Annotated in this window: 20 protein-coding genes; 7 read left to right on the plus strand and 13 right to left on the minus strand. The window is 69.8% G+C overall.

Translation table 11 applies throughout. The features are described 5' to 3' along the window. Nucleotides 1–45: 45 nt before the first annotated feature. The 3 genes from ACFWTE_RS17320 to mnmA form a co-directional block, all read right to left on the minus strand. Nucleotides 46–1,095 carry a methionine synthase gene (locus ACFWTE_RS17320; protein ID WP_378780471.1) on the minus strand — a complete coding sequence of 350 codons (1,050 nt, stop codon included), beginning with the start codon at nucleotides 1,093–1,095 and terminating at the stop codon, nucleotides 46–48. A 157-nt stretch (nucleotides 1,096–1,252) separates the two neighbouring features. After that, nucleotides 1,253–1,858, minus strand: a complete 606-nt coding sequence (locus ACFWTE_RS17325) for a DedA family protein (protein WP_378780472.1) — start codon at nucleotides 1,856–1,858, stop codon at nucleotides 1,253–1,255. Between the two features lie 153 nt (nucleotides 1,859–2,011). Continuing rightward, complete coding sequence (gene mnmA / locus ACFWTE_RS17330; RefSeq protein WP_378780473.1) at nucleotides 2,012–3,100, minus strand: tRNA 2-thiouridine(34) synthase MnmA; 1,089 nt, start codon at nucleotides 3,098–3,100, stop codon at nucleotides 2,012–2,014. A gap of 156 nt (nucleotides 3,101–3,256) precedes the next feature. On the opposite strand from mnmA, the gene ACFWTE_RS17335 reads away from it, so the two are divergent. Together ACFWTE_RS17335 and ACFWTE_RS17340 are read left to right on the plus strand one after the other, a co-directional pair. Continuing rightward, on the plus strand, nucleotides 3,257–4,423 hold the full coding sequence (locus ACFWTE_RS17335; protein WP_378780474.1) for a DUF695 domain-containing protein: 1,167 nt from the start codon (nucleotides 3,257–3,259) through the stop codon (nucleotides 4,421–4,423). A gap of 247 nt (nucleotides 4,424–4,670) precedes the next feature. Next, on the plus strand, nucleotides 4,671–5,522 hold the full coding sequence (locus ACFWTE_RS17340) for a hypothetical protein (protein ID WP_378780475.1): 852 nt from the start codon (nucleotides 4,671–4,673) through the stop codon (nucleotides 5,520–5,522). Nucleotides 5,523–5,564: 42 nt separating this feature from the next. Here the strand turns inward: ACFWTE_RS17340 and ACFWTE_RS17345 are convergent, their stop codons facing one another. The 3 genes from ACFWTE_RS17345 to ACFWTE_RS17355 form a co-directional block, all read right to left on the minus strand. Then, on the minus strand, nucleotides 5,565–6,560 hold the full coding sequence (locus ACFWTE_RS17345) for an STM4015 family protein (RefSeq protein ID WP_378780477.1): 996 nt from the start codon (nucleotides 6,558–6,560) through the stop codon (nucleotides 5,565–5,567). 11 nt (nucleotides 6,561–6,571) lie between these two features. After that, nucleotides 6,572–7,039 carry a hypothetical protein gene (locus tag ACFWTE_RS17350; protein ID WP_378780478.1) on the minus strand — a complete coding sequence of 156 codons (468 nt, stop codon included), beginning with the start codon at nucleotides 7,037–7,039 and terminating at the stop codon, nucleotides 6,572–6,574. 178 nt (nucleotides 7,040–7,217) lie between these two features. Further along, nucleotides 7,218–7,769 carry an ATP-binding protein gene (locus ACFWTE_RS17355; RefSeq protein ID WP_378780479.1) on the minus strand — a complete coding sequence of 184 codons (552 nt, stop codon included), beginning with the start codon at nucleotides 7,767–7,769 and terminating at the stop codon, nucleotides 7,218–7,220. Nucleotides 7,770–8,004: 235 nt separating this feature from the next. Here ACFWTE_RS17355 and ACFWTE_RS17360 point away from each other — a divergent pair, with 235 nt between their 5' ends. Then, entirely contained in the window at nucleotides 8,005–8,868 is an 864-nt protein-coding gene (locus ACFWTE_RS17360) for a helix-turn-helix domain-containing protein (RefSeq protein ID WP_378780481.1), read from the plus strand. Beyond that, nucleotides 8,865–9,119: a DUF397 domain-containing protein gene (locus ACFWTE_RS17365; RefSeq protein ID WP_378780483.1), complete on the plus strand. Its 255-nt coding sequence runs from the start codon at nucleotides 8,865–8,867 to the stop codon at nucleotides 9,117–9,119. Before ACFWTE_RS17360 ends, ACFWTE_RS17365 begins: the two co-directional genes overlap by 4 nt. 80 nt (nucleotides 9,120–9,199) lie before the next feature. Here the strand turns inward: ACFWTE_RS17365 and ACFWTE_RS17370 are convergent, their stop codons facing one another. Further along, a complete protein-coding gene (locus ACFWTE_RS17370) occupies nucleotides 9,200–10,060 on the minus strand; it encodes an ion transporter (protein ID WP_378780484.1) in 861 nt (286 codons plus the stop codon). Nucleotides 10,061–10,479: 419 nt separating this feature from the next. Here ACFWTE_RS17370 and ACFWTE_RS17375 point away from each other — a divergent pair, with 419 nt between their 5' ends. Continuing rightward, nucleotides 10,480–11,031 carry a thymidine kinase gene (locus tag ACFWTE_RS17375; protein ID WP_378780485.1) on the plus strand — a complete coding sequence of 184 codons (552 nt, stop codon included), beginning with the start codon at nucleotides 10,480–10,482 and terminating at the stop codon, nucleotides 11,029–11,031. A gap of 30 nt (nucleotides 11,032–11,061) precedes the next feature. Here ACFWTE_RS17375 and ACFWTE_RS17380 read toward each other — a convergent pair whose 3' ends face one another. Genes ACFWTE_RS17380 through ACFWTE_RS17395 form a run of 4 tightly spaced genes read right to left on the minus strand, consistent with a single transcriptional unit; the run spans nucleotide 11,062 to nucleotide 16,036 of the window. Beyond that, the gene (locus ACFWTE_RS17380) at nucleotides 11,062–11,832 is read right to left on the minus strand and encodes a hypothetical protein (protein ID WP_378780487.1); all 771 of its coding nucleotides are present in this window, start codon (nucleotides 11,830–11,832) and stop codon (nucleotides 11,062–11,064) included. Then, on the minus strand, nucleotides 11,825–13,003 hold the full coding sequence (locus tag ACFWTE_RS17385) for an NlpC/P60 family protein (protein WP_378780488.1): 1,179 nt from the start codon (nucleotides 13,001–13,003) through the stop codon (nucleotides 11,825–11,827). Before ACFWTE_RS17385 ends, ACFWTE_RS17380 begins: the two co-directional genes overlap by 8 nt. 5 nt (nucleotides 13,004–13,008) lie before the next feature. Further along, complete coding sequence (locus tag ACFWTE_RS17390) at nucleotides 13,009–13,680, minus strand: hypothetical protein (RefSeq protein ID WP_378780489.1); 672 nt, start codon at nucleotides 13,678–13,680, stop codon at nucleotides 13,009–13,011. A 19-nt stretch (nucleotides 13,681–13,699) separates the two neighbouring features. Next, on the minus strand, nucleotides 13,700–16,036 hold the full coding sequence (locus ACFWTE_RS17395; RefSeq protein ID WP_378780490.1) for a type IV secretion system protein: 2,337 nt from the start codon (nucleotides 16,034–16,036) through the stop codon (nucleotides 13,700–13,702). Nucleotides 16,037–16,668: 632 nt separating this feature from the next. Here ACFWTE_RS17395 and ACFWTE_RS17400 point away from each other — a divergent pair. Both ACFWTE_RS17400 and ACFWTE_RS17405 read left to right on the plus strand, forming a co-directional pair. Beyond that, nucleotides 16,669–17,253 carry a hypothetical protein gene (locus ACFWTE_RS17400; RefSeq protein ID WP_378780492.1) on the plus strand — a complete coding sequence of 195 codons (585 nt, stop codon included), beginning with the start codon at nucleotides 16,669–16,671 and terminating at the stop codon, nucleotides 17,251–17,253. Between the two features lie 434 nt (nucleotides 17,254–17,687). Continuing rightward, entirely contained in the window at nucleotides 17,688–19,586 is a 1,899-nt protein-coding gene (locus ACFWTE_RS17405) for a protein kinase (protein ID WP_378780493.1), read from the plus strand. A 71-nt stretch (nucleotides 19,587–19,657) separates the two neighbouring features. Here ACFWTE_RS17405 and ACFWTE_RS17410 read toward each other — a convergent pair whose 3' ends face one another. Continuing rightward, the gene (locus ACFWTE_RS17410) at nucleotides 19,658–20,956 is read right to left on the minus strand and encodes a DUF6891 domain-containing protein (protein WP_378780494.1); all 1,299 of its coding nucleotides are present in this window, start codon (nucleotides 20,954–20,956) and stop codon (nucleotides 19,658–19,660) included. Nucleotides 20,957–21,119: 163 nt separating this feature from the next. Continuing rightward, on the minus strand, nucleotides 21,120–22,160 hold the full coding sequence (locus ACFWTE_RS17415; RefSeq protein ID WP_378780495.1) for a hypothetical protein: 1,041 nt from the start codon (nucleotides 22,158–22,160) through the stop codon (nucleotides 21,120–21,122). Nucleotides 22,161–22,271: the final 111 nt, after the last annotated feature.

Genomic DNA, 22,271 nt, shown 5'->3' on the forward strand with positions numbered 1-22,271 from the left:
CTGCCTTTCTGCTGCTCTCGTGCTCACCTGTCGCGGTCGCGGACTCTAGGACGCCCGTCTGCGGGGTTCGTCCCGCAGCACCCGGGCACCGGCGCGTGCCGCGGTGAGGGCCGCGCGCGCGTGCCCCGGTGAGGCGCCCGCCAGTCCGCACGTGGGTGTGGTGACCACCGCGCGGGAGAGCAGGTCAGGGGTGATTCCCAACCGGTTCCAGAGGTCGCGAACAGGATCAACGGTAGCGGCCGGGTCGGACATTCGAGCGGCCTGCGCGGGGGTGCCGTCGGTGGACGGGACGACCCCGAGGAGGAGTCCGGTGCCCGCCTCGACGGCGGTGCCGATCATCTCGTCGTGGTCGCGGGTGAGCAGGAGTGCGTCGAGGCTCAGGACGGCGGCACCGCTGCGCCGCAGGAGGTCCACGGGCACCCCGGGGTCGCAGCAGTGGGCGGCGGGGACGGCGCCGGTACCGGCGATCGCGGCGAACAGGTTCCTCAGGGTGTCCTCGGCCCGCACCCTGTCGACGGGCCGCAGGAGGCTGAGCCCGCTGGCGGTCGGCAGGGAGCCGAGCAGGACGGCGGGCAGGGAGGGTTCGTCGACCTGGACGAGGAGCCGGGCGCCGGGAACGCGCCCGCGGACCTCGGCGATGTGCGCGAGGACGCCTTCGAGGTGGGACTCGGCGAGGTCGCGGCAGGCGCCGGGGTCGGAGACCAGCCGCTGGCCGTTGCGGAGTTCGACGGACGCGGCGAGGGTCCAGGGGCCGGCGACCTGGATCTTGAGGGTGCCGCCGAACGCGTGGGCGTGCTCGGTGAGGGCGTCGAGGTCGTAGGACATGAGGCTGGCCGCACGGACGATGTCGCGCCCGGGGGTGTCGGCGACCCGCCAGCCGCTGGGCTGCACCTCGACGGGGATGTCGACCAGGAGTCCGGCGGTGCGGCCGACCATGTCGGCCCCGACTCCGCGTTCGGGGAGTTCGGGTAGGTGGGGGAGGGCGGGGAGTTCGCCGAGGATCGTGCGGACGGCTTCGTCGGGATCGTCTCCGGGCCAGGAACCGACCCCGCTGGAGGAGGCGGCCGGCCAGGGGTAGGACTGCTGTTCACTCACGCTGCCCAAGGTTAGGGCAAGGCGCGCCGGGGGGTCGTCACCGTCGGCCCGCACGGGCGTGGTGCTGATCGGCGGCCCGCGCGACGGTCGGCGCTTCCTCTCGTGGTGCGGAACCGCGGTTCCCCGTCGCAGGCGTGGTGGCCGCTCGGTTCGCGGTTCAGGCGGGCCCCGCGGCCACGGCCCGCGCCCGGCCGTCACCGTGCTCGTCGCGGGGGCCTGCGCTCCCGGCCGTGTCCGAGGACGCCGCGGAGGCGGGGGGACCACCGGTCCCGTCCTCGTCCGCGTCCCGCGCGGCGGACCGGGTACGGCGCCGACGCAGCACGAGGACGCCCACGAGCACGCAGGCGGCGGCCACGACGCCCAGGGCCGTCCACGGCGAACTCAGGAAGAGCTCCAGCCAGGTTCCGACGACGCCCCCGATGATCACGCCCCACAGACCCGCCCAGATCAGGCAGCCGACGAACATCGCGGCGAGGTAGCGCGGGAAGCGCATGCGCATGGCACCCGCGGACAGGTTGACGGCGGTCTGCACGCCGACGGTGCAAAAGCTCAGCGTGACCACGGGCGCGCCGTAGCGGTCGATGCGCCGCCGTGCGGTGTCCAGCCGGGGACCGAGCCTGGCGCCCATACGGCTGCGCGTCACACCCGCGCCGAGACCGCGGCCGATCCAGTACGTGGCCTGGGCACGGCACAGGATCACGCCGAGCAGCGTGAAGTAGACGACCCAGAAGGGCTGGCCGTCGAGGAAACCGAACTCTGGCATGGGCAAGCTCCCTAACCTCAGCCAGCAACTATGCTATGCCTAACCTAACTTCGGCAAGGGGACGCAGGTCACCGGTCGGGTGCTTCGCCCCACTCCCCGGGGCGGGTCGGCCGGCCCCGGGGCGCGGTCCGCGCCTGCCCCCGGGGACCGGTCTCAGACGGAGGCCGCCGCCCGGGAGGTGGAGGCGATCGTCGCCGAGCCGAGCACGGCGTCGCCCTCGTAGACCACCACGGCCTGGCCCGCGGCCACACCCGTGGCGGGCTCGGCCAGCCGGACGACCAGTTCCTGGCCCTCGGCTCCCTCGCGCTGCCACACCGTCGCCGGGTAGACCTCGCCGTGGGCGCGCAGCTGCACGTGGCATTCGGTCGGCTCCGCCAGCGGCTCGCTGCCGCTCCAGACCGGCCGCACACCGGTGATCCGGTCGACCCGCAGCGACTCGCGCGGCCCCACCGTGACGGTGTTGCCGACCGGCTCGATCGACAGCACGTAGCGCGGGTTGGGCGAACCGCCCAGGCCCAGCCCCTTGCGCTGGCCGACCGTGAAGGTGTGGGAGCCGTTGTGCGTGCCCACGACGTTGCCGTCCTCGTCCTGGATCGGCCCCGGCTTCTCGCCGATCCGCCGGTTGAGGAAGCCCGCCGTGTCGCCGTCGGCGATGAAGCAGATGTCGTGGCTGTCCGGCTTGTCCGCGACGGACAGCCCCCGCCGCTCGGCCTCGGCCCTCACCTCGTCCTTGGTGCAGTCCCCCAGCGGGAAGAGCGCGTGCTCCAGCTGCCCGGCGTCGAGCACGCCCAGCACGTACGACTGGTCCTTGGCCTGGTCGACGCTGCGCACCAGGCGCCCGTCGATCTTGCGGACGTGGTGCCCGGTGGCCACGGCGTCGAAGCCCAGCGCGACCGCCCGGTCCAGCACCGCCTCGAACTTGATCTTCTCGTTGCAGCGCAGGCACGGGTTGGGTGTGTTGCCCGCCTCGTACTCGGCGACGAAGTCCTGCACGACCTCGCGGTCGAACTCCTCCGACATGTCCCACACGTAGAAGGGGATGCCGATGACGTCCGCCGCGCGGCGCGCGTCGTGGGAGTCCTCCACGGTGCAGCAGCCGCGCGCACCCGTTCGGTAGGACTGTGGGTTCTTGGAGAGCGCCAGGTGAACGCCGGTGACGTCGTGGCCCGCCTCGGCCACACGGGCCGCGGCGACCGCGGAATCGACCCCGCCGGACATGGCGGCCAGTACACGCAAAGTCATAGTGGGTCCAGCGTATGCGCCCGCCGGAGGTCGTGGCCACGGGGATACCGGAGGGTCGCTCGCCGGGGTCGGGAGCGGGGGCCCGGGAGGGCGCCGACGGGGACGCGCCCGCCGTCGAGGGCGAGGGTGGTCGCCCGGTTCTGCGAAAATCAGGGCATGGCTCTGTTCCGTCGTCGCCGCTCCGCCGACTCCACCTCGTCCGTCACCGCGTTCTGGGACTCGTGGTCCTCCACGCGCGAAGCCCTCGCGGGCTCGGTCGACGAGGACCGGCCCGCCCCCTCCGAGGTCTCCGAGCGCGTCACCGCGCTGGTCCGGGCGATCCACCCCGACCTGGGCTGGGAGGTGGGCCCGGCACCCAAACGGCAGGGCGGCCTGGAGGACCTCGACCTGTCCGCGGACACCGACCCCGACAAGCTCCTGGAGCAGTTGGCGGCTCTGGACGACCCGTCCAAGCTGACCGACGGCCCCACCTACGCCCTCACCCTGCGCCCCGGCACCTCCGAGGAGGCGCGCATCCTGTCCGAGCGCTGGGCCCGGTCGGCGCCCGAGGACCCCCAGTGGCTGTTCCAGCCGGTGCGCCCGGCCGACCACGAGCGGCTGTCCTCCGCCGTCCGCTGGGGCGACCACGAACTCGACCTGTCGCACGTGTCGGTGTCCATGCGGGTCAACCAGGGCACCGGCCAGATCGAGGTGGGCGTCTACCACCCGGACAACATGTTCCTGTCCCAGGAGACCCGCGAGAGCGTCGCCGAACACGTGACCCTGCTGGCGCTCGGCGAGGACGACCTGGTCCGGTGGATCGGCCTGACGGCACCGCTGGACGAGCCCCCGCTGGACCCGCTGCCGCCCACGTCGATGCCGTCCGTGGTCCGCCAGATGGCCGACCTCCTCGGCGGCTCCGGCGGCTGGGCGACCCTGCACGGGCGCATCCCCATCCAGGGCGCGGTGGAGATCAAGCTCCGCCACCCGCTGACCCGCCGCGACTTCCCGGCGTTCTCCCTGTTCGTCCAGGTGGTCGTGCCGTACACCCACGCGGACGAGGACAAGCTGCCCACCGGTGCCTCCGCCACCGCCCTGGACGACCTGGAGGCACGGGTCGCGGGCGTGCTCGGGGACAACGGCGCGCTGTTCATGAAGCAGACCGTCGGCGGCAGGCGCGACTACCGCTACTACCTGGACCCGGACTCGGGTGTGCTGCCGGAGTTCGAGACTCTCCTGACGGACTGGCCGGAGGGTGAGGTGAAGCTGCGCAGCCAGCTGGACCCGAGCTGGTCCCAGTTCAACGCCGCGCGCAGACCGTTCCGCCGCCAGCTCGGCGAGTAGGCCCCGACCGGCGGGCACCGCGAGCCTTCTACCGGCCCCCGCGCCGTCCTGACGTGGCGCGGGGGCCGGGCGGGCATCGTGGTGCACACCCCTGGCGTCCCGGCCCCGACAGGCGTAGCGTTTTTCTCCTAGCCAGGAGAACGGTTCGGGTCTGATGGAGGGTCTGCTGTCACGGGCACCCACGGGCCGGCCCCGGGAAACCGCGGTCGGCGCGGTCCTCGCCCTGTGTCTCGTGGGGGCTCCGCTGATGTCGCTGTTCCCGGTGGGGGTGTGGGAGACCGCCCGCGCCCTGGCGATGAGCGGCGCGGGCCTGGGGGTGCTCCTGCTCACCCCCGTGATCGCCGGTGTCATCCTGCTGATGTCCTGGCTGGGGACCCAGTGGTTGGAGAGGGCCGGGGTGCAGCATCCGGCCGCGTCGGCCGCCCTCGTGACGGCCACCTCCATGGTGACGCCCGTCGTCGTGGCCTACCTCGCCCCGGCGGCCACCCCGCTGCCCGCCGGATCCGCTGCGGGAACCGCCTTCGCGACCGCCGTCGTCGCCACCCTGGGCATGGGCGCCGCCATGCTGGTGCACCGACCACCCGGCCGCCGGCAGCCCGGGGTGCTCCCCGCCGTTCTCGTGGTGGCGGTGCTGCTCGCCCTGCTGCCGTCCGTGTCGGACCTGGCGCGCGCGGTGGAGGCCGACGAGCAGTCGCGCTCGCAGATCATGTCGCACGAGCAACCCATCGCGGTGCTCGACCACCCGGGGTGGACCCCGACCCAGGTGTACGAGGTACACGAGGGCCTGCAGCTCACCTACCGCGACCAGGACGGGGGAGTCCTGCACGTGGTCACCTGGGACGCGGCGCACTCGGAGCAGGCGGGTATCCGCAGCGGGTGTGAGCTCTCCGGGACGTGGTGCCGCGATCTGGACGACGCGGTGGTGGTGCACTACGGCGACGGCCACCCGAGCGAGCTGCGCCTGCGCCTCGACGACGGCACCATCACGAGCATTTTCCCGGAGCCGGGGACGGCGGGCGACCTGGTGGACACGTCCAACGGTCTGCGGACCGAGCGGGAGGGGGAGCGGGAACTCCTCGCCGAGTCCGTCACCGGGTGAGCCCGCCGCCCGGGGTCCGGGGGCACGCCCCGACCGGTCCGGCTACTCGGACACGGCGGTGTAGTACTCGGGTTCGCCGTACTCAGGGTCGTCGAACTCATCGTATTCGGGCTCCAACCGCTCGGCCAGATCGACCTCGACCCCGACCCCCGTGAACGCGGCGCGCACACGCTCCACCATCTCCTCACTCAGGAAGTGGTGGTACAGGTCGAGTTTGCGCAGACCCGAGAAGGCGTCGACTCGCTCCAGGAGCGCCTGACCGCCCACATCGGTGAGGATCCCCAACGACAGGTCGAGAACCTCCAGACGCTTGACGACAGGAGCCTCGGCCAACACCGGAATCCACTCGTCCACCTTCTCGGAGTTACACACACCCAGGGACCTCAACCGGGGAAACACCTCACCCGAGAGCACCGGATCCAGGTCCTGCGGAAAGGTGTCACCGCCGTAGGCCTCCACACCCAGCCACAACTCCAGGTGCTCCAACGCGGGCAACCCCGAGGACACCACCTCACACACGACCCGGCCAGGCAGCCCCCCGCTCTCCAGGATGAGGGAACGCAGAGATTCGTGCGAGGGCACGTGCAATGCGAGTTTGCCTCCCAGGCCGTCGGCGCCCTTCACGGTCAACTCCTCCAGCCGGGGGAAGGCGGTGAGGAAGGGCGCCATGTCGCCCTGGGGGATCCAGGAGAGCTGGCACTCCATCGTTTCGACGTCACCCACGAAGACCGAACGCAGGTTCGGCAGCAACCCGGCGTGTTCGATCAGTGGATCGAGGAACGCCGACGGGCCGACTCCTTCGATGCAGCCCCAGTCACCGAGGACCAGTGCCCTCACCTGCTCGGGGTCCACCTCGGACAGGAAACGTTCGACGTACTCCTTGTGCGCTTCGCCGTTGTACTTCAGCCGCCAGGCCACGGAGGCGGGGGCGTGTGGGTCCCCGCCCCGCCCGCGGATCTGTTCGAGCCGCTTCTCCGCCGTGCCTCCGGCGGGGAAATCGACCACGGGCAGACCCGCGAACTCCTCAAGATCGGGCACAGGAAATCCCTTCAGGGGGCGATGTGTTCCCTATGCCTAGCAGCCCCGGGTGACAACCGGGGGCGACCGAAGGAACGGCGGCCGGTGCGGGTACTCCTGCGGATCCGCTGGGAGAGGGGCACGGAGACGTGTCCGGCGGACGGCCGGGCCCAGGGGCGGGTGACAGGCCGGTCGGCGTGCGGAGGGGCGGGCGGAGTGGCGTGCGGCGAGAGGGCGAGGAGGAGTGCGTCGAGGTCGCGGCCCTCGACGAGGCCGTGGGGTGTGACGGCCCAGAACGACTGGGTGGCCTCGCCCCACCAGATGACGAGGTGGCGGTGGCGCGCCTGGACCTGGGCGGCCCGGGCGTGTTCGGGTGCGAACTCGGAGCGGTGTCCGCCCAGGAGGGGCAGGCGCTGGGCCCGGCGGGTGCGGCAGGACGGATGGTCACAGACCGGGCAGGCGGGGCCGTGGAGCGGGTGCCGTGCCGGGAGCGGAAGCACCGGGATCGGCCGAACATCGTCCGAAGGGCGGGGGGAAGGGATAGGGTTCCTCATCAGATCCTGCTTTCTTTGCTATTACGCGTTGGTATTCGGGATTCGAGGGCCCGGGAGGCGGTGCTACGCCCCCTGGGCCCGTCTCATGTCCCATGTCAGGGGTGCGACTGCCAGCGGTGGTGACTCAGATGTCGGTGTGGGTGTTCCACCGGCTGCCGGTCAGGTCGAACGCCAGGTAGAACCACACCTTCCGAAAGTTCGCGTGGCCGTTGTCGCCCCAGTCCGAGGCGAGGGCGTCGACCATGGCCAGGCCCCGACCGGACTCGGTGCTCAGGTCCAGGCCGTCCGGCGCGGGCTCCAGGCGGGCATCGTGCTCGCGCAGCCCGCCCCGGTCCCGGCAGGTCAGGTGCAACCCGTCCCGGCGGCGGTGGACGACCAGGGTGTAACTGCCTCCGGGCCGACTGGACAGGCTGTGCCGGATCGCGTTGTTCGCGAGTTCGCTGCCGAGCAGGGTGAACAGGTAGCGGTAGTCCTGCGACCGGGTGGCCGCGCAGGTGTCCAGGAACGCGCGGACCAGCGGCATCACCGCCGGGATCCCGGCGAAGTCGTAGCGACGCAGCCGGTACTGGGACCGCTCGGGCCGACCGGAGAAGTAGTGGCGGTGGACCGGTCGGATGAAACTCACCAACGGAACCGTGGCCTCGCCCAAAACGGGCATCGGGGCGATCGAAGGCATGACGAACACACTCCTTGGCATGTCGGAGTAAGGACATACGGACAAAAGGGGATTTCTGTGCCCAGGAGTGGTGGGTCCGGGATTCCCGAGACGCTGAGATGGGGCACGGCATAGCCTGGCCGACAAGAACGCTGAGTGATCCGCCGGTGACTACAAACTCAAGTTAACTTGTATCTTACAAGTCACGCAAGTCATTCCCGCATATTACTCGTGAGTACCAAGTGAGGTTCGTACTATGCAAGACCCTCGAAGCCCCTCTCTTCGCCTTCGTCGCCTCGCGACCGAACTCCGCAGATCACGGGAATCCGCCAACTACACCGCCGCCAGAGTGGCAAAGGAGCTGGGCTGGAGCTCACCCAAAGTCACTCGAATGGAGACAACCGACTCAAAGCGAATCAAACCTGATGATCTCGATAAGCTCATGGATCTTTATAGGATCACAGACGCCACGAAACGTGAATCCATGCATGCGCTTGCCAAAGACGCCCGCCTGCGAGGCTGGTGGTCCCGGTACAAGGACGTCTTCAGGAACGAGTCTCTGCCCGACTTCGAAGCGGAAGCTTCCGTCCTACGGAACTACCAGTCGCAGCTCATCCCAGGGCTGCTACAAGTACCTGAGTACACAGCTGACATCTTCCGAGGCGCCCGGTACACAGATCCCGACGAGATCGAACGGCATGTCGAAGCCCGGATGGCCCGACGGGAGATCCTGGTCAGGATCAATCCTGTGCATCTTCGTGCTGTCATCGATGAGGCTGCCCTCCTACGGCCCATCGGAGGACTCAACGGGATGCTGGCTCAGATGAAGCACCTGCTACACATGGCCCAGCTCCCAAACATCGACATCCAGATACTGCCGCTCGACGAGGGGACCCATGCTGGCTTTACGGCCTCCTTCGTGATCCTGGACTTCCCGAGCCCGCTGGATACACCCATCATCTGCATCGAGACCCTGGCCGATGCCCTCTACCTAGAGGAGCATGATGATGTAGAGATGTATGTCGCAACTTTTGGGGATATACAAGGCTCAGCCGCCAGCACCCTAGAGTCCGTCGACATCATTCACAAGCACATTAAAAGGTTGGAAAATCACCTATGAGAACAGACTATTTGTCCTTCTACAAGAGCAGCTACAGCGGTCGAGGCGTTGAATGCGTCGAGGTCGCACACATCCCCGCGAACTTCCGGAAGAGCAGCTACAGCGGCCAAGGAGTCAACTGCGTCGAGGTCGGCGACCTCCCCCGGGGCGCCGCCATCCGTGATTCCAAGCACCCCGACGCCGGACACCTCCCCTTCCCTGCCTCCGAGTGGGCCACCTTCCTCGACGGCGCGCGTCGTCGGAAGCTGTAACCGAGCAACGGCCCCCATCGACAACACCCGGAAGCCCTCCCTCGGGCCTCCGGGTGTTCAGTGTCCGCGTCCGCGTCGGGTTACTGCCCCGGAGCGGCCTGCACGGTGGTCTCCCTGCCCTGACCGGCGTCCGGCTCCAGGGTTGGGGCCCCGTCACGCTCGACCAGCATCCGGTTGAGCTGTTCCACCTGCCGCCCCAGCTCCGTCAGGCGGGCCATGACCGCCTCGTGCTGGACCTCCTCCAACTCCTGGTCCTCGGCCCAGCGGCTCTCGCTCACCTCCTGCTCCATGGAGGTGACGATCACGCCGATCACCAGGTTCAGCATGATGAACGCCGTGAGCACGATGTACAGGACGAAGAAGATCCACCCGAGCGGGTGCTCCTCCAGCACGGCGTTGGAGACGTCCGGCCAGTTCTCCGTCGTCATCAGCAGGAACATCGTGTAGAGCGACCGGCCCAGGTTCCCGAAGAACTCCGGCACGTCCTCGCCGAACAGCTGCTGGGCGATGATCCCCGAGGTGTAGATGACCACCAGGAGCAGCCCTATGACCGTCCCCATTCCAGGTACGGATTTGAACAGGGCGGTGATGATCATCCGCATCTGCGGTACAGCGGTGATCACGCGGAGGATTCTGAGGACCCGCAGGATGCGCAGGACCGCGAACGGGCCGGTCGCCGGGACGAGGGAGATCGCGACGACGAGGAAGTCGAACCAGTTCCAGGGGTCGCGGAAGAAGCTGCCCCGCCAGGCGTAGAGCTTGAGAGCCATCTCGACGACGAAAACACCGACGACGACGCGTTCCGCGACGATGAGATACGGAAGTGCCGTACCCCCATAAGTGGCCCAACCCAAAATCACCGCATTGACCAGAATCACCACGAGCATCGTGTTGGAGAACCACCGGCTCTCGACCAACCCGGTGACCTGATCACGCCGCAATGTCGCTTCCCCCTCTGCAATGCCACCTGAAATTCGGACTCCGAAGACCTGAATATATCGAAGCGGACTCGCTCGCATTCCGCCGCACCGCCCGCGAGTCGGACAGTCATGTGCCCCTCCCACCCCGGCGGACCCGTCACGCCTGGTGACGCGGCGCCCTGCGGTCTCAGGTGCCCGGAAAAACCGGGTGGAACATCCCACACCCCGGCCCGCTCCCTCGACCGGACCGGGCGGGCACACGACCGGAAACGCCATGCGCGGAGGAGACCCGACCCCGCCGGGGAAGCCCTGTTCCTGCGACGAGGGGCCGATGGCGGGCGGTGGTTCGGGTCCGGGGCCGACCGCTGATATCTTCACAGCTGGCCACGGCAGAAGTCCGGGCCGTCGACGGCGCCGGCGCCCGCGACCCAGGAAGAGACATGGCGGAGCTGAAGTACTTCACCGGTTCGATGAACTCGGGCAAGAGCACGATGGCTCTCCAGGAGCACCACTCACGTGGCGGCGAAGGGGTGCTCTACACCAAGCAGGACCGGGCCGGAGCGGGCATCATCTCGTCCCGCCTGGGGCTGGCGTCCCCAGCGATCGAGGTCGGGGACCACCTCGACCTGTACGACGACGTCGCCGACCGCAAGGCTCCGTACGTGATCTGCGACGAGGCCCAGTTCCTGTCCCACAAACAGGTCGGGCAGCTCGCCGGAGTCGTGGACGGCATGGGGATCGACGTCTACTGCTACGGGATCCTCACCGACTTCCAGGGGCAGCTGTTCCCGGGTTCCAAGCGCCTGGTCGAACTCGCCGACAAGATAGAGGTCCTGCCGGTCTCCGCCCGGTGCTGGTGCGGTGGCCGGGCCACGCACAACGCGCGCGTGGTGGACGGGGTCATGGTCTACGAGGGCGCGCAGGTGCACATCGGCGGCAACGAATCGTACGCGACCCTGTGCCGCCACCACTTCATGGCCGGAGTCGCCTGACCTGCAAGCCTCCCACAGCCTCAGCGAAAATTACTCCGGAATCCAGAACTCAAATCCATGCCCGAGAAAGTTCGAGATTTTCCTCGCCTCGTTCTCGAACTCATTCTCTGACACCCCATCGACCAGAGCATCATCTCGTGCTTCAAAGCGAATCTGATAAACAGCACTCCTTGTTTGCACAAGGGCTATGTAAATTGACTGCCCCTGACTCCCTGAACCATAAACCGAGTACGATGCATCTCCGAATTCAGCTTCTCCTTCGGATTCTACATCAGTCAGCCCGCTCGAAATATCGGATCGAATATCCTCGAACCTCAGAGCAGCAACCTGCTCGGACTCTTCTCCCTCTGTCGCATCTATGACCGCCTCATAGGAGAATCGAAAGTCCCAAGGAGTGGAATTTGAGCTTGGGGTGATCGTCCAGAGGCAGTCGTCTCGAACGACCCTCTCGGCACCGTCGATTTCCGGGTCGCCGCCGGACGCGGTGTCGACGAAGTTCTCTCCTTCGTCTTGCCGAGTCGTGGTGATGGTGGTCAGGTGGTCCAAGTTGTCTTCGCAGACATTCATCTGCCCGGCTTCGAGGGAGGAGCGAGCTTCGCCAATCTGCTCCGCTGGCCCTGCACCAGGCTCATCCGATTCGCTTTGCACCCCGGACGAGGCGAAATTGAGAAAAATACTGGCGATACCGATGAGTATTCCAAAAACACCGAAGGCTGCTACGCTTCCGCACCCGAACACCGCGACGGCGGCCCTCCACCCGTGCAACCCCTGTTTGGCGGGCGGTGCCTTCTCGTCAACCACGGTTATCCTGCGCCTCCAACTGGGCTTTCACATCCGGGTGCTCAAGCGGTCGCGTGAATCCCACGATGTCCGAACGATTGGGGTCATCGTACTCGCGCACCGCAATCGGTCCACAGTTGGTGCACCAGGCCTCGACCATCAGCCCGTCACCGATCACCATGGCCATGTGCCCGGGTCCCGGAGGTTCCCCCGCCCGGGTCACGTCGAAGAAGACCAGGTCGCCGGGCTGTTCCTCACCGATGGGAATCTCTGGGCCGAAGTTCCACTGGTCCTGTGAGACCCGGGGAACGGTGACGCCGATGCTCTCGTAGGCCTTCATGGTCAGTCCGGAGCAGTCGTAGCCGGCAGGGCCGGTCCCGCCCCAGATGTACGGCTTCCCACGCTGGTCCAGTGCCCAGTCGATCACCGCCTGGGTCAGTTCGTCCGGAGCACGTCCGATGAACTGCCCGGTCTGGTCCATCTCGCACAGGACCGCCGTCCGGATGGAACCGCTCGTGTCGAATTCCCCCCCGGCGTACTGCTCGGCCCATTCCAACACGTCGTCCACGTACCACCAGGCGTGGTTGTAGCCGTAGATCGCCTGCCGAACGTCTTCCTCCAGGCCGTGCGCGATCAGGTAGTCGGCAGCAGCGGGGATGGCGTCCCCCGGATCGTAGACGTTAACGATCCCGTCCTCGTTGCCGTCGACCCCGTACCCGTTCTCCGGGCGCTCCTCCACGGCCTGGACGGGTTCTCCGCCCCAGCTGTTACCCGCCGCCGAACCGTCGAGCGAGCCGAACTGCATCGGTCCGGCCGCCCCCCAGTCGTTGTGCCCCTCGGTGATCCCGGGGCCCTCCCAGCGCCCGTGGTGGGACTCGACCTGGCCGACCCCGGCCAGGATGTTCCAGGGGATCCCCTTCTCCTCCCCGACCTCCTGGTAGATCTCCAGATAGTTCTCAGGGATGGAGTCCATGGCGTAGCCGCTCGCGTCGGGCTGCTCCGCATCCGCGTTCGGGGTGCAGACGAGCCCGCTCGCCATCAGGGAGCCTGCCTGCTGGGTGGACGTGGTGATGACGGGAATCACGAACATCGCCAGCATGACCGTGAGGGCGACCGCGACCACCGCCGTGACACCGACCCAGAGCCCTGCGGCTCCCCGGTCCGAGGATGAGGTGGTGAAGAGGGGGGACACGTGGACTACTCCTCCCCGAACTGGCCCGCGTCGGCGGGCTGGAAGTCGAAGACCTGCCATGAGTCACCGCTGCGGACGACGGTGACCGCGAACTCCCCGAGCTCCTCGTCGAACTCGGCGTTCGCCGTCTCGGTGATGGACTGGGCTGTCACGACGAAGGTGATCGAGTCGCTGCCGTAGGTGCGCACCGAGTCGACCTCGGCCCTCCCCTGGGCGACGGCCTCCGCCTCGGACCTCTCGTCCCAGAAGGCCCCGGCCCTGCTCGCGTCCACGAGCACCCGGGCGTACTCGTCCGTCGCCAGGGCCTCCATCGAGGCGTAGTACGTCTGGGGGGACCCGGTGTAGTCGATCGTCCCGTAGGCCTCGGCGAAGGTTCGCGCCGTCGTCCCCGCCGCTCTGAGCTCCTCCTCCGAGAAGGGGAACCAGTCGAGAACGTCCACGTCCTCCTCGGCTGTGGTGTCGATGGGGCTGGGCTCCACCGTCGACAGCCCGCCGGGGGCGGGCGGCTCGGCGGCTCGACTCTGGGACGCCCCGGGTTCCTCAGAGGCAGCGGTGGGATCCTCCTCCTCACCGCCCCCGAAACCGCCGAAGCTGAGATACAGGCCGAACACGACCAGCACGGCTATCAGTGCGATGAAGACAGCCCGCTGAGCACGTTCGGGGAGAGGGTTGGGCATTGTTCGGGGCCTTTGTCCGTCAGTCGTCGTTCAGCCAGAAGGGGACGTCGCGCTTGCGGTCCCTCGTGCCGGAGCCCCGGCTCTCCCCCCAGAAGGGGGTGATGGGCGCGTTGTCCTTGTTCTTGCCCGACCCGGTCAGCCAACCGCCGTCACCGTCGCCCCGGCCACGCCCTTCACTGGAGGGCGCGGGGCGGGCCGGGCGCTGCGGGGCGGGTCGCTCGCGCCGCTCCCTGGGCGCTCCCCAGCGGGATCCGCGTGCGTCCAGGGCGCCCCTGGCCGGGGTCTCCTCGCGTCCGGTGAAGATGCCCCGGCCTGTGCTCGGGTCGGGCCTGTCGGAGCCTGCCGCACGGCTGTTCCCGGACACGGGGGCCCCGCCACCGAACACGGAGCCGCCACCACCGCTGTCACGGCGTTCGGAGCCACCGCGGCTGCCGTTGCCCGTGCCGAACACGCCCGCCCAGCCGCTGTCACCGGTACCGGTGTAGCCGCCGCTCGGGCGGGGCGGGATCGATCCGGCCCGCGCCCCGTCGAGGCTGGGCGCCTGGTTCGCGTCGCGCCCCCCTCCGGTCGGGCGGGGCCCGACCCCGCCGCTGTTGCTCCTGTTGACGTTCAGCGGTGGGGCGTCCCCGTCCCCGCGAACGCGCCCGTATCCGCCACCACGCGCGCGGACACCGTCCGCGCGCACCGGAACGCCGTCGGCCGGAACTTCGTCGCCGACACCCGTCTCCACTCCGGTTCCGGCTCCGGGAACGCCTCCCCCGCCTGCGGGGACCCCCGCCGCCCCTGCGGCGATCTGCGGGGCCCTGCGGAGCCCCCAGGCCTGCGTCTTGAGGTTGGCGACGGGAGGGAGGACCATCGCGCTCCTGCTGAGCGCCTGGCTCTGAGCGGCGTCGCTCACGATCCGCGAGGTGAAGGTGTTCGCGTTGACCGAGGTGAAGAGGTAGGCAAAGGGCTTGCGGTAGACGAACAGAGCGACGGTGAAGAGTGCCAGCAGGATCATCTGCAGCCCCCAGCCGAGGCTGGTGGACATGACCATTCCGTAGCACATGACGAGCAGGGAGATCAGGAGTACGACGAAGATCTGTTTGAGCAGGAACCCGATCATCAGCTCTACCCAGCGCAGAAGGACCATACGTCCGTACCCTGGATGGATGCCAATGAGCAGAAAAATAGGAGCAAAAAGGAAGAGCAGAAGGAAGGCGATCTTGAGCACGATGAGCGCCACCGAGCCAGCCAGGATCAAGCCACCCGCAAAGACCGATGCGAAGAGTGCGAGAGTCGCCACTCCCAGGCGACTTCCCTGGTCCTGCCCCCCGAAGAGGGGGTAGACACTGGGGAAAGAAGACTCAACACTCGAAGAGATCTCTTCGTATGATGCCTGTTTTTCCTCCACGAGGGGCGTCGCCTCGACTTCACCATCAGCAATCTGTTGCTGCTCAATTCGGCTGATCCCCTGTGCCGCGATCAGATTCGTAGCGTGTTCCTGGGCGGCAATCTCAGCGATGTCACCGTTGCCGAACTGACCAGCGACCCATGGCTGGCAGACCAGGCTCGACCACAACATGTCGGCATTCCGCCTGACCTGGAAGTCAGACTCCGATTCCCAGTCAGCACGCTCTGGCGCGGCAGCCCCCGCCGGGCACGTCCCCGAGCCTCCTCCGTAGGGGACTTGGCCCACGGCGCTCGTCACCAGCTGGCTGCCGGAGTTCACCAGGCTGCTCGCCATGCTCATGATCTGGGCCGGGTTGATCATGATCCACAGCCCGAGGGCCGTGGCGCCGATCATCCAGATCGTCGACTCGACCGTGAGGGTCATCCGCTTGCGGATGAGTCCGAACCAGCCGAGCCACAGGGCGCCCAGGATGACGACCGTGGGGATGAGCGGCCGCCAGATGCCCTCCCGGAGCGTGACGACCACGTTCTCGACGAGTTCGTTGAAGCTAGCGAGGAGTCCGTCCGACGTCGCCGCCTGGTAGACGGTGATCGTCGACTGGTTGATGGTCTTGGAGAGGTCCCACGCGGTGTTGGCGAGCGTGGCCTGGGCGCCGTTGCTGATCCCGTCGATGCACGATTCGGTGATCATGTGCCATTGCTGGCCGGCGGTGCCGTACTGCCCGTACATGCTGGCGTCGGGGGGCAGCCCGTCGGGGGCCCCGGCGATGGCCGACTGCGACTGCGGGGGGACCAGGAGGCCGTCCGACCCGCTGCCCGCGGATTCGGGCAGCGGCGCGGGCTCACCCGGGCAGAGCGGGTTGGCCTGGGCGCCGCTGAGCGGTAGCAGGAGGAGCCCCGACAGCATCAGGAACGTCATCAGGAGGCGTCGCCAGCCCCGGCGTCGGACGTGCTGATGCGTCATCTGCTGGCTCCTGCGTCGTGGTTCGTGCGGGTGACGATGGCAGACACAGGGCCCTGGCGATGGTCGCCCGCACACGCGTACACAGCTCCGTACGCGACCGCGCGCGACCGCAGGGCCCCCGCATGTCTTTACCCCATCCTCTATGGTGCGCCATCACCGGGTTGGGGGACGGGTACAACGCGATGGGATTTCCGGTTCTCCCCCTTCCGACCACCAGACCAGCAGACACAAAAGCCACCATTAGCCATGTTTCTGCAGGTAGAAGACATGAACGGCCTTCCGGAACGCCCAAAAACCGTGAGGCCACAATTTTCTCTCCACCAGGCGACTATGAGGGGCATCACACTCGACTTCACCCCCAGAAGTGGACACATTGCCACCAATCGGACTGACACCCGGTTCCACTCCGGCCTTCCGTGGGCTCCCGAGATCCCATTGGCGCACGGCCGAAACCAGACCCTCCGTCACCTCGCCCGACCGAACCCCGGCCCTCCCACCGCCCCGCCCCCGACATCAGCACCAGACGATCCCGCCCGACCCCGACCGGAGGCCGAAGCATGACCGTTCCGTCACCAGGCCAGCCCGATCCGTCCCGCGGCCCCGGAGAGCCCGCTCCCCCTCCCCTCTCCGTAGTGAGCGTCACCGTGCTCTACGCGAGCGCGGTCCTGTACTCACTGGCCACCACGGGGATCCTCCTCGTGATCGGCTCCCTCCTCCTGTTCGCCGCCACCACCGGGGCGGCAGCGTCCGCCGCCTGGGCCGCGGCCGCCCTCGTGGTGCTCGCCGCGGCCCACGCCGCGCTGTTCGCGGTTCTACGCGGCGCGGGCCTCCCCCGCCCCGGGGCCACCGCCGCCCTCCTGACGGCGTCCGTGGTGCTGGCGCTGCTCCAGACGGCTCTCATGTACGTCTGGTTCGACGTCGGCCGGGCCGGGGGACCGCTGTTCGCCGCCGGAATCCAGGGAGCCGCGGTCGCCCTGGTCCTGAGCACCACCCGGGGCCGCGCGATCGGGTGGGCCGCCGCGGCCCTGTGCGCGGTGTCGCTGCTGCGCCTGCTCGTCACGGGGGGCCTGGACGCGGCCCCCTCCTCTTCGGAGGCCGGCGATCGGCCGCCCGTGATCGCCGCCCTCCCGTACGGGGCCGCGGTGGCGGACGCGCCCGGCCGGAACCCCGTGGGAGCGGAGGGCGAAGCGGAACCCCCACCGGATTCGTCACCGTGAGCAATGCTTCGCAATCCCTGAGTGGCGAAAGGTGAGGAAAGCGCGGGACGGCGCCGAAGCCGTTCCGCCGAAGCCCCGGAAAGGGCGCCCGGACACCGAATCATGTCCAAGGTCAGTAATGACCCTGACCAGGACTCCCTCCGCCCCGGGCGGCCTCTTCCGCCCAGGTCCGGTCGGCGCGTCGGAGATTCCGTCGCACCGCCCCGGTACCGTGGTCACTGTCCCGGAAGGCCCCTGGAACCCCCTGGATCACCCCCCTGTGGCGGTGACCACTTTCGGTCACCTCCCGTTCGCGCCCGGGGGTGCAGGGCCCTCCGGATTACAGTGAGAACCATTCGAAAAACGGCGGCGAGCACCGCGTGGCGCGGCGGTCAGGCCTTTCTTGGATAGATTGGCTGCGCATCGCCCCCCGCCCCCAGAAGGGATGCGCCCCTATGCCCACCCCCGGCCGTACCTCCGTCGGCCGTTACGAGCTGCGAGAACGACTCGGCGCGGGCGGAATGGGCACGGTGTGGCGCGCCTGGGACCCCTCCCTCCAGCGCGACGTGGCCGTCAAGGAGGTCCTCCTTCCCGAGGGCATGGACCCGGAGGACCGGGCCGAGGCCCGTGCGCGCACGCTGCGCGAGGCGCAGGCGACCGCCAGGATCAGCAACACGTCGGTGGTCACCATCCACGACGTCCTCGAACACGACGACAGCCCCTGGATCGTGATGGAGCTGCTGAGCGGGGCGTCGATGCAGCACCACCTGGACCAGCACGGGCCGATGCCGCCGGAGCAGGTCGAGGAGGCGGCGAGGTCCCTGCTCGGCGGGTTGAGGGCGGCGCACGCGGCAGGGGTCACCCACCGGGACGTCAAGCCCGCCAACATCATGCTCACCGACGACGGCCGGACGGTCCTGACCGACTTCGGTATCGCGAACGTGGACGGCAGCACCGCCCTGACCCAGACCGGCGTGTACATCGGGTCGCCCGAGTACATGGCACCGGAGCGGTTCGAGGGCGAGCGCGCCCTGCCCGCGTCCGACCTGTGGAGCCTGGGCGTCACCCTGTACTCCCTGTTGGAGGGGCGTACCCCGTTCAAACGGGACAGCATCACGGGGATCATCAGCGCGGTGCTGACCACGCCGATGCCGCCGGCGCTCTCCCTGGCGGGGGACGAACGGGACCCGGCGAGCAGACCGCTGCGGACGCTCATCGGTGCGCTGCTGGACCGCGAGGTGGCGCGGCGCCCCGATCCGACGGAGGCGCTGGCCCTCCTGGCGCGGGAGAGGCGCGCCCACACCGGGCGCACGGCCTCCGCCCCGGGCACCGGCCCGCAGAGCGCTCCGGGCGGCGGCCTGTCCGCGTACGGTCCCGCAGGACCCGGCGGTGTCGGCGGAGGAGTGACCCGTCGGCAGGAGACCGGGCCGAGCGGGCCGTACTCGGCGCACCGGAACCCCACGGGCGGTGAGGGGGCGTTCCCGGACACCCTGCGGCCCGGCGCTCCGGGGGGACCGACGGTGCCCGGGGTGATCGGGATCCCCGCGGTGCCCGAGGGCTCGGCGACTGCGGGCGGCCCCGTGCAGGGTCCGCCCGGGCACACCGGGACCTCCGGTGGCCGACCGGCGTACTCCGGGCCGGCGGGACCTCCCCGCGCGAACCCCTCCCACGCACAGCTCCCCGGCGGTCCCGGGACCGCCAACGGCCCCGGGACGGGCGGGACCCCGGTCCTCCCCGGAGCACACAACACCCCCCACCCGATGACGGCTCGCGGCCCCCAGCCCTACCCGCAACAGCGGTACGGGCCCCCGGCGGCCCCCGGGACCGGGTACCACGCCCCGACCGGGAACACCGGCCCGGGGACCGGGCCGGGCATGGTGGGCACGGGCTTCACCCCGGGGACCGGCCTGCCTCCCGGCACCGGCGGCCAGGGGTCGTGGGCGCCCGCCGGGGCCGCTCCGCGCAGGCCGGTGCCGGTGGTCGTCGCGGCGGTGATGCTGGGGATCAACGCGGCCTACCTGCTGTTCCTGACCGTGATGTTCGGGGCCGAGGCGCTGGGCGGGGACACGGACAGCTGGGGCGCGGTGCTGCTCCTGGGCCTGTGGGGGTCCTACTCGGTCATCGGGTCGGCCGGAACGATGCTGCGCTCGCGCCTGGTGTTCGGCGCCGTGGTGCTCGGCCAGGGGATCGCGGCGATCGGATTGTTCTTCAGCCTGTTCTCGGTGCTGATCTACAACCCCGAGCAGCTGGCGTTCTACGTGTTGGTGCTGGTGTTCAACGTGGTGATCGGCGGCCTGCTGCTGATTCCGGCGCGGGCGCGGGCGTACTTCGGTGTGGGCGCGTCCGCCGGCTGAGGTCCCTGAACGGCGGTCCCGGAACGGCGGTTGCGGAACGGCGTCCCCGCGGGGTGGCCGCGGGAGGGGTCTCACCAGCGGGTGACCCGCAGCCTGCCCAGGTCGGCCAGCGCGACCCGGCCCTCGTCGCCCAGGACGCGCACCATCTCCTCGGCCTCGGGGAGGCTGACGTGGCGGCCGCGGGCCAGGCTCTCCCGGGGCGAGGGGCTCTCCATCCACAGCCGGGGCCCCGGTTCCCACATCATCTGCACGACCCCCTCGTCCCGCGAGGAGAACACCGCGAACGTGCCCTTGACCGGGGTGAGCCGGTGGACGAGGTGGCGTGCGGCCGCCGTGCGCATGGGCTCGGCGTAGTCCACGTACCCCATCCCCTCCTCCTCGGTGTCGGCGTAGTTGACCTCCAGCAGTCCGGACGGCGAGGGGCGGGCGTCCTCCCCCGGCCAGGCGGCCCCGACCGCCCAGCGGCTCAGTGGCTCCTCGACGCGCTCCCGGGACAGCGCGGGGCCGCCGGTGACGCGCAGGAGGTCGAAGTCGCGTGTGATCTCCGCGCTGTGGCCGAGGTCGCTCTGCAGGGTCGCGACGAACCCGTTGGGTATCCAGGGCAGGACCATGCGGGCGAACTCGCGGACGGGCACCCGCCCCTCGTAGCGGGTGATCCACGCGGGGACGGCGTACGGGCCGGGGCCGGCCACGTCGACCCGCACCATGGGCTCGCCGTTCGCGGCGGGTCCCGCGAAGGCCGCCTGCCGGTCCCAGCGCCGGTGGCTCCAGTCCATGCGCACGCTCAGCTTGCGACCGGGGTCACCGTCCCAGTCGACGGTGAGCCCGTGGGCGCGCAGGACCTCCGCGACCTCCTCTCCGACGGCCGCGAGGCGGATCGGATGGCTGGACTCGAAACCGACGGCCAGCGGAGCGCCGCCGGCCGCGAGGCGGCTCTCCCCGTGGTGGTAGAACGCGTAGCCGCGGGTGGCCGCTCCGCCCGGCTCGGAGTTGCGGACGCCGAGTTCGGCGTCGAGGACGGCCCTTCCGCAGGCGTCGCAGCAGGTGAAGTCCTCGCGCGCGATGATCCCCGACTCGTCCAGGGCGCGGAAGGCGCGGGTGAGGCGTTCGCCGTCGGTGCGGGAGGGCCACCGCCGCTGCCGGTTGGCGTGGTCGGCGAGGGCCGCGTCCACCTGGTCGGACAGGCGGGCGAGTGCCGCGTGCACCCGCGAATCGTCCGGGTCGGGTTCCTCCCCCAGGGAGTCGAGCAGGTCCCGCCGCGCGTGGTGGAGGATCTCGACGAACCCTCCCCGGCCGGAGGCGACCCGCACCTCGATGCCCTCCCCCGCGTCGGTGTGGGGGTGGCGGTCGGGCTCGCGGACTTCACTCATCAGCCCAATGTGACAGAAGCCGCCGGGGTTTGGGGAGGGAGGCCCGCCTCCTCGCTGTCCGCAACCGGACAACTACCATCCCCCTGCTCACGGTGGGTGCGGCCCCGCTCCCCTGCGTGCCCGGCGGGAGCGGGGCCGGTGCGCGGGAGGCCCGGTCGCCGCCTCACTCGGGCGCGGTCAGGAGCAGATCGGCCCCGAGCACGCGTTCGACGCGCTCGTCGCGTACCCGGCGGGCCGACTCGGCGGTGTCGGACAGCTCTGACACGTGCGCCGAGACGGTGCCGAGGCACCCCGCGGACACCCGGTGGTCGACGTAGTCGGCGGTGGAGTCCACCGCCTCCTGGCACTGCTCCCACTCCCGGTGGGCCGCCACGGCCCGCTCCACCAGGACCCCGTACGCGGTGATCTGGGCCACGCGGGCGCGTACCGCCTCCTCCACCGCGCCCAGGTGCTCCCGCTGGGGCCTGAGCGCCTCCCTGACCCTGGGCGAGACGGCCCGCTGCCACCGGCGCATGTGGGCGCGGCGCAACTCCCGCTGCCGGGCGAGGAGGGAGGCGATCCGCCACTCCTGGTCGCGGAGGACGGCCACCGCCCTGTCGGTGTCCAGCGCGTCCGCGCCGAGGTCGACGCGGGCGTCCGACACCAGGTCGATCGTGCGCTGCACCTCGGCGAGGAGGGCGCGGTCCGCCTCCGTGAGGTCGTCGGGGAGGACCACGAACTGCTGCCGGGGTCCCCGCACGGTCCGCTGCGGCCTCGCCGTGAGGGAGTCGACGGCCACCAGCGCGACGAGGACGCCGAACAGCGCCCACGGCACGCCGGAGAGCGGGTCCTGCGGTACGACGTCCATCAGCCACGCCGGTGCGGTGGCGACCGCTCCCACCCCGGCGAGGGTTCCCGCGGCCCGGACCGCGGGGTGGGTGTCCCGGCGGCAGGCCAGGGCCACGACGTAGGCGACCAGGCTGATGCTGACGATCACCATGCCCAGGTACCACCCCGCGGTGAACAGGGCCAGGGCGGTGGTGAAACCGACCCCGACCAGCTGGACACCGCCCTCCCGCAGCCGGGCCCGGCGTCCGGCCGCCCCGGTGTCGTACCGGCGCGGGAAGCGGTCGGGTGCACGTGCCTGCCAGGTGACCTCCTCCCGCAGCTCCTCGGGAAGGGAGGGGTCGACGACGGGTCGCGGCCGGATGACGTCCTCACTCATGGGCGGTCCCTTGTGAGTGGTGGGTCTGTCGGGAGGCGGGGCGGGGGCGGGCACCCGGGGAGGAGCCCGACAAAAGAGGAGATGCCCACCCCGGGGTCGCCCCGAACCTGC

Source organism: Nocardiopsis sp. NPDC058631 (assembly GCF_042716955.1).
Lineage (GTDB): Bacteria > Actinomycetota > Actinomycetes > Streptosporangiales > Streptosporangiaceae > Nocardiopsis.